At 69.0% G+C, this 13,741-nt stretch carries 12 protein-coding genes and 1 pseudogene; 10 read left to right on the top strand and 3 right to left on the bottom strand.

Features of this window, described 5'->3' with window-relative positions; translation table 11 throughout:
- On the bottom strand, window positions 1–544 hold a 544-nt coding region (locus C461_RS05940), incomplete at its 3' end, for a thiamine pyrophosphate-binding protein (protein WP_007999510.1).
- A 174-nt stretch (window positions 545–718) separates the two neighbouring features.
- Between C461_RS05940 and C461_RS05935 the strand changes: the two genes are divergently transcribed.
- Window positions 719–1,393 carry a nucleotide exchange factor GrpE gene (locus C461_RS05935; protein WP_049906372.1) on the top strand — a complete coding sequence of 225 codons (675 nt, stop codon included), beginning with the start codon at window positions 719–721 and terminating at the stop codon, window positions 1,391–1,393.
- Window positions 1,394–1,434: 41 nt separating this feature from the next.
- On the opposite strand, the gene surE is transcribed toward C461_RS05935, so the two are convergent.
- Window positions 1,435–2,247: a 5'/3'-nucleotidase SurE gene (gene surE / locus C461_RS05930; RefSeq protein WP_007999505.1), complete on the bottom strand. Its 813-nt coding sequence runs from the start codon at window positions 2,245–2,247 to the stop codon at window positions 1,435–1,437.
- A gap of 117 nt (window positions 2,248–2,364) precedes the next feature.
- Here surE and C461_RS05925 point away from each other — a divergent pair, with 117 nt between their 5' ends.
- Complete coding sequence (locus tag C461_RS05925; protein WP_007999503.1) at window positions 2,365–2,742, top strand: DUF5798 family protein; 378 nt, start codon at window positions 2,365–2,367, stop codon at window positions 2,740–2,742.
- Window positions 2,743–2,790: 48 nt separating this feature from the next.
- Here C461_RS05925 and C461_RS05920 read toward each other — a convergent pair whose 3' ends face one another.
- Window positions 2,791–3,354, bottom strand: coding sequence for an acyltransferase (locus tag C461_RS05920; RefSeq protein ID WP_007999501.1), 564 nt, complete (start codon window positions 3,352–3,354; stop codon window positions 2,791–2,793).
- Window positions 3,355–3,394: 40 nt separating this feature from the next.
- Here C461_RS05920 and C461_RS16235 point away from each other — a divergent pair.
- The 8 genes and pseudogenes from C461_RS16235 to C461_RS05885 all read left to right on the top strand — a co-directional run.
- Window positions 3,395–3,490: pseudogene (locus C461_RS16235) on the top strand (DUF2209 family protein); the annotation flags it as partial.
- Window positions 3,487–4,866: a GTPase HflX gene (gene hflX / locus C461_RS05915; RefSeq protein WP_007999499.1), complete on the top strand. Its 1,380-nt coding sequence runs from the start codon at window positions 3,487–3,489 to the stop codon at window positions 4,864–4,866. The pseudogene C461_RS16235 and the gene hflX, both read left to right, overlap by 4 nt.
- 50 nt (window positions 4,867–4,916) lie before the next feature.
- The gene (gene acs / locus C461_RS05910; protein WP_007999498.1) at window positions 4,917–6,887 is read left to right on the top strand and encodes an acetate--CoA ligase; all 1,971 of its coding nucleotides are present in this window, start codon (window positions 4,917–4,919) and stop codon (window positions 6,885–6,887) included.
- Between the two features lie 71 nt (window positions 6,888–6,958).
- On the top strand, window positions 6,959–7,195 hold the full coding sequence (locus C461_RS05905) for a DUF2061 domain-containing protein (protein WP_007999496.1): 237 nt from the start codon (window positions 6,959–6,961) through the stop codon (window positions 7,193–7,195).
- Window positions 7,196–7,382: 187 nt separating this feature from the next.
- Window positions 7,383–9,269: a bacterio-opsin activator domain-containing protein gene (locus C461_RS05900; protein ID WP_007999493.1), complete on the top strand. Its 1,887-nt coding sequence runs from the start codon at window positions 7,383–7,385 to the stop codon at window positions 9,267–9,269.
- A gap of 161 nt (window positions 9,270–9,430) precedes the next feature.
- On the top strand, window positions 9,431–11,425 hold the full coding sequence (gene acs, locus C461_RS05895) for an acetate--CoA ligase (protein WP_007999492.1): 1,995 nt from the start codon (window positions 9,431–9,433) through the stop codon (window positions 11,423–11,425).
- A 114-nt stretch (window positions 11,426–11,539) separates the two neighbouring features.
- Complete coding sequence (locus C461_RS05890) at window positions 11,540–11,986, top strand: DUF4212 domain-containing protein (protein ID WP_007999490.1); 447 nt, start codon at window positions 11,540–11,542, stop codon at window positions 11,984–11,986.
- Window positions 11,983–13,740, top strand: a complete 1,758-nt coding sequence (locus C461_RS05885) for a VC_2705 family sodium/solute symporter (protein WP_007999489.1) — start codon at window positions 11,983–11,985, stop codon at window positions 13,738–13,740. The genes C461_RS05890 and C461_RS05885 overlap by 4 nt, the downstream gene beginning before the upstream one ends.
- Window position 13,741 lies beyond the last annotated feature (1 nt).

Below are 13,741 nucleotides of genomic sequence, written 5' to 3'. Positions count from 1 at the left end.
CCCTCGCGCCATCAGAGATGTGTATAAGAGACAGGAGGTGGACCGGTCCGGGGTCGGCGCCTTCGGCCGTCGCGACGGCGCGGGCGACGGTGGTCCGGAGCGACCGAAGCGCGCGATCGTTCGCCGCGGGCTCGGAGAGATCCTTATAAAACCGGACGGCGTCGCCGTACAGCTTCTCTTGGTCGGCGGTCTGGTTCGCGCCCGAGTCGCGGAGCTCCGGCGGGCGGTCGGCGGTGAGCGCGAGCAGCGGGACGCGCGCGTTGTCCGCCTCCATCACGGCCGGGTGGTAGTTCGCGGCGGCGGTGCCGGAGGTGCAGATCAGCGGCGTCACCTCGCCGGTCCGCCGGGCGCGCCCGAGCGCGAAGTAGGCGGCCGACCGTTCGTCCAACTGGGAGAACACGCGGAGGTCCTCGTTGCGCGCGGCCGCCATCGTCAGCGGCGTCGAGCGGCTTCCCGGCGAGACGACGACGGCGTCGACGCCCGCGGCGACGAGTTCGTCCACGAGGGCGGTCGCCCACAGCGTGTTCCGATTCGGCGCGGTCATTACCCACGGTTGGACGCCGCGATTTAAATACTCCTGCGGGTCGAGCGCGCGAGTGACGCGCGGCCGACGACCCCGCTTTCGGCCCCGCTTCCGGTCCCGCTTTCGGCCCGCTTCCGCCCTCGGTGGCGACTCCGTTCTGCAACGCTTATGCACGCTGACCGACTTCGATCGGACATGAGCGACGACGACGCCGTCGACGTCGAGGTCGAGTCCCCGGACGACGCCGAGGCCGACGCGTCCGCGGCGAGCGACGGACAGTCCGACGCGGCGACACGCAACGGCACCGCGGAAGCGACGGCGGCCGATTCCACCGCCGGCGACGGCCTCGCGGAGGCGGTCGCCGAGCACGACGAGGCGCTCGCGGACGAGGTCGCGGCGCTGGAGGCCGAACTCGCGGAGACCCGCGAGGAACTGCTCGACGCCGAGTCGGAGGTCGAGGAGCTGACGAGCAAGCTCGCGCGCGTCCGCGCCGACTTCAGCAACTACAAACAGCGCGCCAAGCGCAAACAGGACGAGATCCGCGAGCGCGCCTCGGAGGCGCTCGTCGACCGGATCACGCCCGTCAGGAACGACCTCTTGCGCGCGCTCGACCAAGACGAGGGGAGCGACCTCCGACCGGGCGTCGAGTCGACGCTGGAGAAGTTCGACGAGGTGCTCGCCGACGAGGGCGTCGAACCGATCGAGCCCGACCCGGGCGAGGAAGTCGATCCGGCCCGGCATCAGGTGATGCTCCGCGTCGAGAGCGACCAGCCCGACGGGACGGTTCACGAGGTGTACGAGCCCGGCTACGAGATGGGCGACCGCGTCGTCAGCGAGGCGAAAGTCACCGTCAGCGCCGACGAGGAATAGTCGTCCCCGGGGATCGAGACCGGCCGTTCACGGCCGACCGTTCACGGCCGACCGGCGACCGCGTACGCGTCCGCTAACGCCTCGAGCCCGGCGTCCGGCTCGGCCGCGTGGGGCACCGACAGCGGCGAGACGGAGACCTCGCCGTCGACCACCGCCCGCCGGTCGGTCCCGACGGAGTCGGGCACGTCGGCCGGCGTCATCCGCCCCCAGATGGGGTCGGCGAAGCTGACGTTGCCGTCGCCGTTCCGCGTCGCCTCCAGTCCGTACCACGTCGACGGGGTGGTCGCGCGCATCGGGGCGGGGCCGGTCGACGCGTCCGAGTCCTCCTCCGCGAGCGGCGCGTTCACGTTGAGGTAGTCGGCGCGGTCGAACACCCCGGCATCGGGGGCCTCGTCGACGAGAAAACGGGTCGCTCGGACCGCGTTGTCGAAGTTCGCCGCCACCAGGTCTCGCTTCCACCAGTCGCTGCCGCCCGGCACGTACATCGACGCCGCCACCGCCGGCACGTCGAAGAAGGCGGCTTCGACCGCCGCGGAGACCGTCCCCGACCGGCCGAGCGTGTACGCGCCGAGGTTCGCGCCCTTGTTGCACCCCGCGACGACGAGGTCGGCGTCCGGGACGATCTCGTCGAGTCCGGCGACGACGCAGTCGACGGGCGTGCCGTCGACCGCGTAGCCCAGTTCGTGCTCGGTGACCGCGACGTCGTCGGAGAGGGCCCTCCCGACCGACGACCGGTCTTCGGTTGGCGCGAGCGTCACCACGTCGTAGTCAGCCGAGAGGGCGTCGTACAGCGCTCGGAGCCCGACGGCGTCGATGCCGTCGTCGTTCGTCAGCAGAATGCGCTCGACGCTCATACCGTTCAGAGGGTCGGTTCAGCCAAAAGTCCACCGTCCGCGGGCGGCGACGGGTCGGACGGCACGCCGGGTTCGTCGAACGGAAAAGCCCACGTATCCGGGGTTCCACGACCCGATATGGGATTCGGGGACACGGCGAAGAAGATCCAGACGCTCGCCGACCGGGCCGAGCGCACGTACCAGAAGATCAACGAGCTTCGCGAGGAGGTCGAACAGACCCAGACGACGGTGGTCGACACCGCCGAGCGGGTCCACACGCTCGAAAACGAGATGGCCGAACAGCGAGCCGTCCTCGACGCCGTCGCCCGCGAGGTCGGCGTCGACCTCGACAGCGTGCGCACGGAGGCCCACATCGTCGACGCCGAGGCAGACACCACCGACGACGGAGAGGCGGAGACTGACCGTGTCGAGGAAGGCGGGGACGCTGAAGAAGACGGGGACGCTGAAGAAGGCGACAACACCAGCGACAACACCGGCGACGAGCCCGCGGCGTAACTCGGCGACAAGCTCTCTGCGTACGCCGACACCGACACCGACGCCGACTCAGTCGTCGTCGCTCGCCTGCGAGACGACGTCCGCCGGCACCCCGGCGACGGTCGTCCCCGGCGGCACGTCCTCGGCGACGAGCGAGTTGGCGGCGACGCGGGCGCCCGCCCCCACCGTGACGCCCGGAAGCACGATCGCGCCGGCGCCGATCATCGCGTCCTCCTCCACGACGACGTCGCCGAGTCGGTACTCGTCGCGGAGGAACTCGTGACACAACAGCGTGGCGTCGTAGCCGATGATCGCGTCGTTGCCGACGGTGATCCGCTCGGGCCAGAACACGTCGGGCGTCGACTCCAACCCCCACGCGACCCCGGCACCGACGGTCACGCCGAGGCGGCGCAGCAGCCAGTTTTTCAGCCGAAGGCTCGGGCAGACCCGCGCGAGCACGATCACGACGTAGTTGCGAACGACCGTCAGCGGCGATTTCGCGTCCGGCCACGACCACAGCGAGTTGCGTACCCCGCCGGTCGGATGTCGGTCCAGTCGGTCGACGCGGCGCTCGCCGGCGTCGCTCTCGGTGCTCGCCGTCGGCGCCGACGTACCGCCGTCCTCGTGAGTCACGACGGACCGTTCGCGCGGCTCGGATAAAAGGACCGCTGGCCGACCCGAGTTTAAATACGTCGAGAGCGTAGGTGATCGCGAAACAGTGCAGGCAGCACACCACACCGCGTACGCCGCTCTCGACCCCCTCGCATGACCGGGAGCGTCGAGGGCGCGAGCGGCGATACCGGTACCGATACCGACGCGGAGTCGTCCCCGAGAGCGAAGCGTGCGGTCGTCGCCAAGCGCGTCGACGCCGGCACCGCCGATCTGAGCGAGATCAGCCAGCTCGCCGCCGCCGCCGGCTACGAGGTCGTCGGCGAGCTCTCGCAGACCCGCACCGAAGACGCCGCCTTCATGTTCGGCGAGGGGAAGGTCGCGGAGCTCGGCGCGCTGGTCCGCCGGACCGGCGCGGGCGCCGTGATCGTCGACAACGACCTGGGGCCGTACCAGACGTTCAACATCGGCGGCGAGCTCCCCGATGGCGTCGAGGTGATCGACCGGTTCACGCTCATCCTCGAGATCTTCGGCCAGCGAGCGAACACGCGCAAGGCGCAGCTACAGGTCGAACTCGCGGAGCTCCGGTACGAGCTCCCGCGAGCGGAGGCGAAAGCGAGCCTCGCGAAACGCGACGAGCGCCCCGGTTTCATGGGGCTCGGCGAGTACGACGAGAGCGTCGAGCGCGACATCAAACGCCAGATATCGGAGATCCAAGCCGAACTCGACTCGATCGCCGAGAAAGAGCAGGCCCGCCGCGACCAGCGCCGGGACTCCGGGTTCGACCTCGTCGCGCTGGCGGGGTATACGAACGCCGGTAAGTCGACGCTGATGCGGCGGCTCGCCGCCGAGATCGACGTCGACGAGAACGTCGATCGGCACCCCGACCTCGACCGGACCGCGGAGTCGGAAGACATGCTGTTCACGACGCTCGGCACCACGACCCGTCGCGCCGAGATGGAGAAGCGAGACGTGCTCCTCACCGACACCGTCGGGTTCATCGCGGACCTCCCGCACTGGCTCGTCGAGTCGTTCGAGTCGACGCTCGACTCCGTGTACCACGCCGACTTGGTCCTCCTCGTCGTCGACGCGAGCGAGCCCGTCGAGTCGATGCGCGAGAAGCTCGTGACCAGCCACGACACCCTCTACGAGCGCAACGAGGCCCCCATCGTCACCGTGTTCAACAAGATCGATCGGCTGGCACCGGGCGAGTTGGCGGCCAAGCGAGGCGCGCTCTCCGGCGTCGCCCCCGACCCGGTCGCCGTCTCCGCGAAGACGGGCGCCGGCCTCGCGGAGCTTCGCGACCGCGTCGAGGCCGAACTCCCGGACTGGGAGCGCGAGCGACTCGTCCTCCCCGTCTCCGACGACGCGATGAGTCTCGTCTCGTGGATCCACGATCACGGTCACGTCGATGAGGAAGCGTACGCGAACGATCAGGTGACGGTGGACTTCGAGGCCAAGCCGTCGATCGTGGCTCGCGCCCGATCGAAGGCAGCAGATATCGCCGCTACCGGCTCGCCGACCGAGTCGACGTAGGCCTGCACTGCCGGACAAAGTATACGTTCTTTCGCTTGTGAACGGATATCATGAATAACCTCGGAGCCGACGGCCGGTGGCCGGACGGGTTCGCGGACGGGAGCGTGGACGGCGACGACGCCGTCGCCCCGCCGACCGCGTTCCGCGATCGGGCCGTCGCGAGCGACGCGGGGATCTACGAGGCGTTCGCGACCGAGGGGCCGGACGCGTGGCGCCGCGCCGCCGACCTCCTCGACTGGGAGCGTCCCCCCGAGACCGTGCTCGACGACGGCGATCCGCCCTTCTACGAGTGGTTTCCGGACGGCCGGCTCAACGCGTCGGCCAACTGCGTCGACCGGCACCTCGACGACCGCCGGAACCAGCTCGCGATCCGGTGGTTCGGGAAACGCGGCGAGCGGCGGTCGTACACCTACCTCGACCTCCACCGCGAGGTGAACGCGCTCGCGGCCGGCCTCCGCGAGCGGGGCGTCGAAGAGGGCGACGTGGTGACGCTGTACCTGCCGATGATCCCGGAGCTGTCGATCGCGATGTTGGCGTGCGCCCGGATCGGCGCGCCCCACAACGTCGTCTTCGCGGGGCTGTCGGCGGAGGCGCTCGCGACCCGCCTCGACGCGGCGGACTCGGCGTACCTGATCACCTGCGACGGCTACTACCGTCGGGAGGACGCGTTCAACCAGAAGTCGAAGGCCGATAACGCCCGTCTGCGCATGGACGGCGACCTCGACGCGACGGTCGTCGTCGATCGGCTCGGCGACGCCCTCGACGTGCCGCTTGGCGACGACGAACACGAGTACGCGGCGCTCGTCGACGCGCACGACGGCGAGGTCGTCGAGCCGGTCGCGCGCGACGCCACCGACCTCCTCTTCGTGATGTACACGTCGGGCACCACGGGGCGCCCGAAGGGCGTCGAGCACGCGACCGGCGGGTACCTCGCGCACGTCGCGTGGACGACCCGGAACGTCCTCGACGTGCGCCCCGACGACACCTACTGGTGTGCGGCCGACATCGGCTGGATCACGGGCCACTCGTACGGCGTGTACGGCCCGCTCTCGCTCGGGACCACGACCGTCCTTTACGAAGGGTCGCCGGACTACCCCGACCGCGACCGCGTGTGGGACCTCATCGAGCGCAACGCGGTCAGCGTCTTCTACACCTCGCCGACCGCGATCCGGTCGTTCATGAAGTGGGGCGCGGAGTACCCCGACGCGCACGACCTCTCGTCGATCCGCCTTCTGGGAACCGTCGGCGAGTCGATCACGCCGAAGGCGTGGCGATGGTACCGCGAGCACGTCGGCGGCGGCGACGCCCCGATCGTCGACACGTGGTGGCAGACCGAGACGGGGGCCATCGCGCTCGCGACGCTCCCCGGTATCGCGCCGATGAAGCCGGGGAAGGTCGGCCCGCCGCTGCCCGGGATCGACGCGCGCGTCGTCGACGAGGACGGGGAGCCTGTCGCCCCCGGCGAGCCCGGCTACCTCACCATCGGCTCGCCGTGGCCGGGCATGCTGCGCGGCCTGCGCGAGGGCGACGAGCGCTACCGCCGGGAGTACTGGGTCGAGGCGGACGACGGCTGGCGCTACCGCACCGGCGACGGGGCAACCGTTGACGAGGACGGGTACGTGACCATCCTCGGCCGCGTCGACGACGTGATCAACGTCCGCGCCCACCGGTTCAACACCGCCGAACTGGAGTCGGCCATCGTCGGGGCGGACGGCGTCACGGAGGCGGCCGTCGTGGGGGACGACGACGGCCAGATCGTCGCGTACGTGACCACCCGCGGCGACGTGGACCCCGACGGGACGCTCCGAGCCGCGATCGCGGAGCGGTTGGCGGAGTCCGTCGGCGACGTGGCCCGTCCCGACCGCGTCGTGTTCACCCCGGAGCTGCCGAAAACGCGCTCCGGGAAGATCATGCGTCGCCTGCTGGAGGACATCGCGCGCGGCGAGGAGTTCGGCGACGTCAGCGCCCTCCGGAACCCAGAAGTCGTCGGCGAGATCGAGTCCGCGGTCCGAAGCGAGTAATCGATTCACATTACGATATTAAAATAAGCAATTAGTATCGGTTTCATATGGGTGGGCTCCATCGCGGTGATATGGGGAAGCTGGTCTCGCGATCCGCGATTCACGCCCGGAAGCGGGCGCTCGCCAAGACGCTCTGTTATCGGCTCGTCATGGTCACGATCACCGTCCTCGTCGCGTGGGCCGTCGTCGGCGACGTCGGCGACGCGCTCAATATCGGACTCGTCACCAACGTCGTGAAAACCGCGACCTACTACGGCTACGAGCGGATCTGGGACCACATCGCGTGGGGCATCGGCGACCGACACTGACCGCGGCGGTCCAGACGCTCCGAGTCTCTGTTTCGGATTTCTCGTGTATCCCGAAACGGTCGGATCGCGTATGGCGGCGTCAAGCCGACCTTCGAGCACCAAATCCGAGATGATCGAGCGTCGCTCGACGAATCGAGCGCGTGCCCCCAAGACTTTTGCTTCGGGTTTTCGATGAATTACGAAACAGATGGTCGACGGGCTTCACGCCGACGCCTACGACGCGCTCGTGACCGCCGCGGAGACGTACCGCGCCGCGATAGTGGTCAGACTCGCCGGGGAGGCGGGGCTCCGGACCGCCGAGATCACCCGCGTCACGCCGGGAGACCTCCGGCAGTCGGACGCGGCGGCCGACGCGTTCCTGCTCGCCGTTCCCGCGGACCCCGACGCCGGCGACGAGAACGAGGACGAGGACGGCTCGCGCGGCGGTCGCGAGACAGTTGATCGCGAGACAGTCGATCGCGAGACGATCGACCGCGAGACGGTGGTTCCGTCCTCGCTCGCGGCCGACCTCCGACGATACGCGGAAAGCGCCGGGATCGCCCCTGACGACCCCTTCGTCGACGTCTCTTCCCGCCGCGTCCAGATGATCGTCGCCGAGACGGCCGAGCGGGCCGCGACCAGAACAGACGGCGCCGTTCCGGACGGTGTCACGCCGAGTGACCTCCGCGCCACCTTCGCGCGGCGGCTCCTCGTCGATCGGGGGGTGAGCCCCCACGTCGTGCGCGAGGCGGGCGGCTGGCAAACCCTCGGGTCGCTCGACGGCTACCTCGGCCCCCTCGACGGGGCGGCGATCGCCGCCGCCGTCGCCGAGACCGACGGCGACGGCTCGACGACACCGTCCACTGAGACGGCCCCGCGGTCGACCGTTCTGACGGGGTTCGAGGCCATCGCCGACGCTGGCGGCGGGGACGGTGTGGGCGACGCGGGCAGCGCTGGTGACGTCGACCGATCGGGCGACGCTGACGGCGTTGACGGCGCGGCGGACCCGGAGGACGACTCGCCGCTCACCGCGGTCCCGAACCGACTGGTTGCCACGGGGCGTTGGGGGGAAGCGTGGGTGGTTCGCGGACGGGCCGACGGACGCCGCACGGAGGTGCTGGGCGCGGCCGGCGTCGATCGAGTCACGCTCGGCGACCGAGACCTGTCGTCGGGGCCGTGGCGCGACGCGCTCGTCGACGGGAACCCCGCCGCGAGCGACGGTCACCCCGCGGTCGACGGCCGCCCGACGGTCGCGGTGCCGGTCCGGCATCGAGACGCGACACACGGCGTGTTGTGCGTGGTCGCCGCGGACGACACGCCCGTTTCGGACGCCGAGCGTCGGGCGTTGTCGGCGCTCGGCCGCTGTCTCGGGTGGGCGGTGACGGCCGGTCGCTGGCGCGACCTGCTCCACTCCGATGCGGTCACCGAGGTCGAGTTCCGCACCGCCGCCGCCGGCGCCTTTCTCGCGCGAGCCAGCGCGGCGCTCGGCTGTCGGATCGAGCTGTCCTCGACCGTGTCGGTCGACGCGGACGCCTCCAGATTTTACCTGTCCGTGAGCGGCGCCAGACCGCAGGCGATCGCCGACATCGTCGACGACGCCGACGGCGTCAGCGACCTCAGAGTGATCGAGACGCGCGAGGACGGCTGTGCGGTCTCGGTGCGCGTCGAGGGCGGTTCCGCGGTTCGGGCGCTGACGGAACACGGGGCGACCGTCCGGGACGCGACTGCGACCGACGGCGACGTCCGCGTCGTCGCGGACCTCCCCGAGGGAGCGAGCGTCCGCCCCGTCGCCGCCGGACTCCGCGACCGGTTCCCCGACGCGCGGCTCGTGAGCAAGGAATCGATCGCCCGCTCGCCGCTCACCGAGTCGTCGCTTCGGGAGGGCGTCGCGGACCGATTCACCGACCGGCAGTGGGCCGCGCTGTCGGCGGCGTACCACGGCGGGTACTTCGACTGGCCGCGGGGGAGCACCGCCGAGGAGGTCGCCGACGCGATGGACGTCTCCTCGCCGACCTTCCACAATCACCTCCGAAAGGCCCAGCGCGCGCTTCTCGACGGGCTCTTCGAGGACGAGCGACGGCGGGATCGGCCCTGAACGCGGGGCCGATCGGCGTGGGTGATCGGCGCGGGGTGATCGGCGGGCCGCCACCGAGCGAAATCCTGTTCGGAGCAGTCGACGAGCCCGCGTATCTATCACGATTTTTCGTATTTAGCGTGAGCGTTTATGTGGTGAGATCGGTTGAGTACGCTCGTACCATGACAGAGGGTGACGGTCAACTGGAAGCGAGACTGGCAGAACAGGAGGTGTTCGAACCGCCGGCGTCGTTCGTCGACCAGGCGAACGTATCCGACCCCGATATCTACGAGGAGTTCGACGAGAACTGGCCGGGGTGTTGGGAGGCGGCCGCGGACCTCCTCGACTGGGAGTCCGACTACGATCAGGTACTCGACGACAGCAACCCCCCGTTTTACGAGTGGTTCACCGGCGGCGAGCTGAACGCGTCCGCGAACTGCCTCGATCGACACCTCGAAGACCGGGGCGACGAGGCCGCGATCGAGTGGGTGGGCGAGCCCGCCGACGAGGACGATCGCACGTACACGTACGCGGAGCTCCACCGCGAGGTAAACGAGTTCGCGGCCGCGCTCCGCGAACAGGGCGTCGAGGAGGACGACGTCGTGACGATGTACATGCCGATGATCCCGGAGCTGCCGATCGCGATGCTGGCGTGCGCCCGGATCGGCGCGCCCCACAGCGTCGTCTTCGCCGGCTTCTCGGCGGACGCGCTCGCGACGCGGATGAACTCCGCGGACTCGGAGTTCCTCGTCACCTGCGACGGCTACTACCGCCGCGGCGACCCCCTCGATCACCTCGACAAGGCGAACGAGGGGCTCGCGGGCGTCGACCACGACACCACCACCGTCGTCGTCGATCGGCTCGGACCGAACGGCGACGGATTCGGCCACGACCTCGGTGACGACCAGCTCGACTACGGCGACCTCGTCTCAGAGCACGCGGGCGCCGAGGTCGAGCCGGTCACCCGCGACGCCGAGGACATGCTCTTTTTGATGTACACCTCGGGGACCACCGGGAAGCCGAAGGGCGTGAAACACACCACCGGCGGCTACCTCTCGTGGGTCTCGTGGACCTCGCAAGCGGTTCTCGACATCAAACCGGAGGACACGTACTTCTGTTCGGCCGACATCGGCTGGATCACGGGCCACTCGTACATCGTCTACGGGCCGCTCGCGCTCGGGACGACGACGATGATGTACGAAGGGACGCCCGATCACCCCGAGCGCGACCGGCTCTGGGAGATCGTCGAGGAGTACGAGGCGACGCAGCTGTACACCGCACCGACGGCGATCCGCGCGTTCATGAAGTGGGGCTCGGAGTTCCCCGACCGCCACGACCTCTCGTCGCTACGGCTGCTCGGCACGGTCGGCGAGCCGATCAACCCGCGCGCGTGGAAGTGGTACTACCAGCATATCGGCGACGAGGAGTGCCCCATCGTCGACACGTGGTGGCAGACGGAGACCGGCGGGATGATGGTCACGACGCTCCCCGGGGTCAAAGACATGAAACCCGGTGCGGCCGGACCGCCGCTGCCCGGACTCGACGTACAGATCCTCGACACGCTCGGCGACGAGGTCGAGCCGGGGAAAGCCGGCTACCTCACGGTACAGAAACCGTGGCCGGGAATGCTCCGGACGCTGTACAACAACGACGAGCGCTACATCGAGGAGTACTGGGCGGAGTACTCCGACACCGACAGCGACGACCCCGACGACTGGGTGTACTTCCCGGAGGACGGCGCGAAGATCGACGACGACGGCTACATCACGGTTCTCGGCCGCGTCGACGACGTGCTCAACGTCTCCGGTCACCGGCTCGGAACGATGGAGATCGAGTCGGCGATCGTCGGCGTCGAGGGCGTGGCCGAGGCCGCCGTCGTCGGCGGCGACCACGAGATCAAAGGCGAGGCCGTCTACGCGTACGTGACGACCGAGGACGGGTACGAGGGCAACGACGACCTCCGCGCCCGCATCGTCGCGGGCGTCGAGGACGCCATCGGCCCGATCGCCCGGCCCGAGCAGGTCGTGTTCACGCCCGATCTCCCGAAGACGCGATCCGGAAAGATCATGCGTCGGCTGTTGGAGAACATCGCCGACGGCAAAGAGCTGGGTAACACCAGCACGCTCCGGAACCCGGAGATCGTCGAAGAGATCCAGAAACAGGCCGGCGGCGAGTAGCCGCTCGCCAGCCTCGTTTTCGCCGCAACAGAACCCGACACGACCGACCCACCGCGCGAATAATCATCACGATCGAACCAGACAAACAACCCACAACGATACACATCACGACACATGACAGATAATAGCTCACATGACGATGCCGACGACCCGACCGTCGAGACCGACGGCGGCGTCGCCGCGAGCGCGGCACAGAAGCATAACGACACCGACTACCTCGGAGCGGAGGTGAACATCCTGAACCCGAGCACGCCGTACATGCGCGATCACCTCCGCATCGTCTGGTCGGGGTTCGCCGTGTGGGTCCTCGCGGTGTGGGGACCAGTCACGCTGACGCGGCTCGCGCCCGGTCCGATGACGGAGACGATGCCGATCCTCGGGTTCCCGCTTCACTACTTCCTCGTCGCGTTCGGGGCGCCGACCAGCGCGCTAATCTTAGCGTTCTGGTACTCGCGCAAACGGGACGCGCTCGACGAGAAGTACGGTATCGATCACGCCACAACCGCGAAGACCGGAAGCGGCGCTGAGGTCGCCGCGGCCGACGGGGGGTCCGAGGAATGACGGCGAGTTCGCTCCTCTTACAGGACAGTCTCCTCCCGGAGGCGCTCGACATCTCGTTCAAGCTGGCGCCGGCGGTCCTCGTGCTCGGGATGTTGGGGCTGTTCCTCACGATCGGGTTCGTCTTCCGCGTCGCCGACACCGAGAACATGTGGGTCGCCGGTCGATCCATCGGGAACCTCGAAAACGGGATGGCGATCGGGGCGAACTGGATGTCGGCGGCGTCGTACCTCGGCATGGCGGCGTCGATCGCGCTCGCGGGGTTCTACGGGCTCGTGTACGTCGTCGGCTGGACGACCGGGTACTTCATCCTGCTCATCTTCCTGGCCGCGCAGCTTCGCCGGTTCGGGAAGTACACGGCGCCGGACTTCGTCGGCGATCGATTCAATTCCGACACCGCGCGCGCCATCGCCGCGGTGACGACGTTCCTCATCGGCTTCGTCTACGCCATCGGACAGGCGAAGGGGATGGCGCTCGTCGGCCTGTACATCTTCGGTGACTACGGGGGCCTCGTCCCCGGCCTCGACGGATATCAGGTGATGGTCGTCGCCATGATGGTCGTCACCGTCGGCTACCTGACGCTGTCCGGCATGCTGGGCGCCACGAAGAATCAGGCGGTCCAGTACGTCATCCTCATCCTCGCGTTCGTCGTCGGGCTGTTCGTCGTCGGCTACACGAACGGCTACTCGACGGTGCTGCCGCAGCTCGAATACGGGATGCTGATCAGCGAGCTCGGCAGCGAGTTCTCCGAGCCGTTCGCCTCGTCGAGCTACTACCTCTGGGTCGCCACGACGTTCTCGCTGATCGTCGGCACCTGCGGCCTGCCGCACGTGCTCGTCCGGTTCTACACGGTCGACAGCGAACGGACGGCCCGCTGGTCGACGGTCTGGGGGCTGTTCTTCATCTGTATCCTGTACTGGAGCGCCCCGGCGTTCGCGGCCTTCGGTACCGACCTCTACAGTCAGAACGTCAACCCGACGTACGGCGATCCCGGGATGACGAGCGCGGCCAGCGAGGTTATCGTCGTGCTGGCGGCGCAGCTGTCGGGGCTCCCGGACTGGTTCGTCGGCATCGTCGCGGCGGGCGGTATCGCCGCGGCCATCGCGACGGTCGCCGGGCTGTTCATCGCCGGCTCGTCGGCGATCAGCCACGACATCTACACGAACATCATCAACGAGGACGCGACGCAGCGTCAGCAGATCCTCGTCGGTCGCCTGTCGATCGTCGCGCTGGGCGCGCTGACCACGCTGGCGGCGCTCAATCCCGCGTCGTCGATCGCCGCGCTCGTGGGATACGCGTTCTCGCTGGCCGGCTCCGTCCTGTTCCCGATGTTCTTCCTCGGAATGTGGTGGGAGAACGCCAACCGGCAGGGAGCACTCGCCGGCATGACGACCGGACTGACCCTCTGGTCTATCCCCATGATCAACGAGATCGTTCCGACGTACATCGGCTCGCTCGAAGCGCCGCTGTCGGCGGGACTGGCCCAGTGGATGCCCGCTATCGGTTCGGCGCTCATCACCCTCCCGGTCGTGTTCGCGGTCACCATCTTCGTCTCGATGGCGACCGACGAGCCGTCGCTGGAGACGAAGCGGATCGTTCGGCAGTGTCACAGCCCCGAACCGATGGGCCAACAGCAGACGGCCGAAGACGTCGTCGCCGACGGCGGTGAGGAGATGGCGACCGACGGTGGCCGCGCAACGGACGACGCGGCGACCGATGGTGGCCGCGCAGGAGACGACGCGGGCACGGAGGAGTGAT

Source organism: Halorubrum aidingense JCM 13560, from assembly GCF_000336995.1.
In the GTDB taxonomy this organism is placed as follows: domain Archaea; phylum Halobacteriota; class Halobacteria; order Halobacteriales; family Haloferacaceae; genus Halorubrum; species Halorubrum aidingense.
This window is presented reverse-complemented; position numbering and strand designations above follow the sequence as displayed.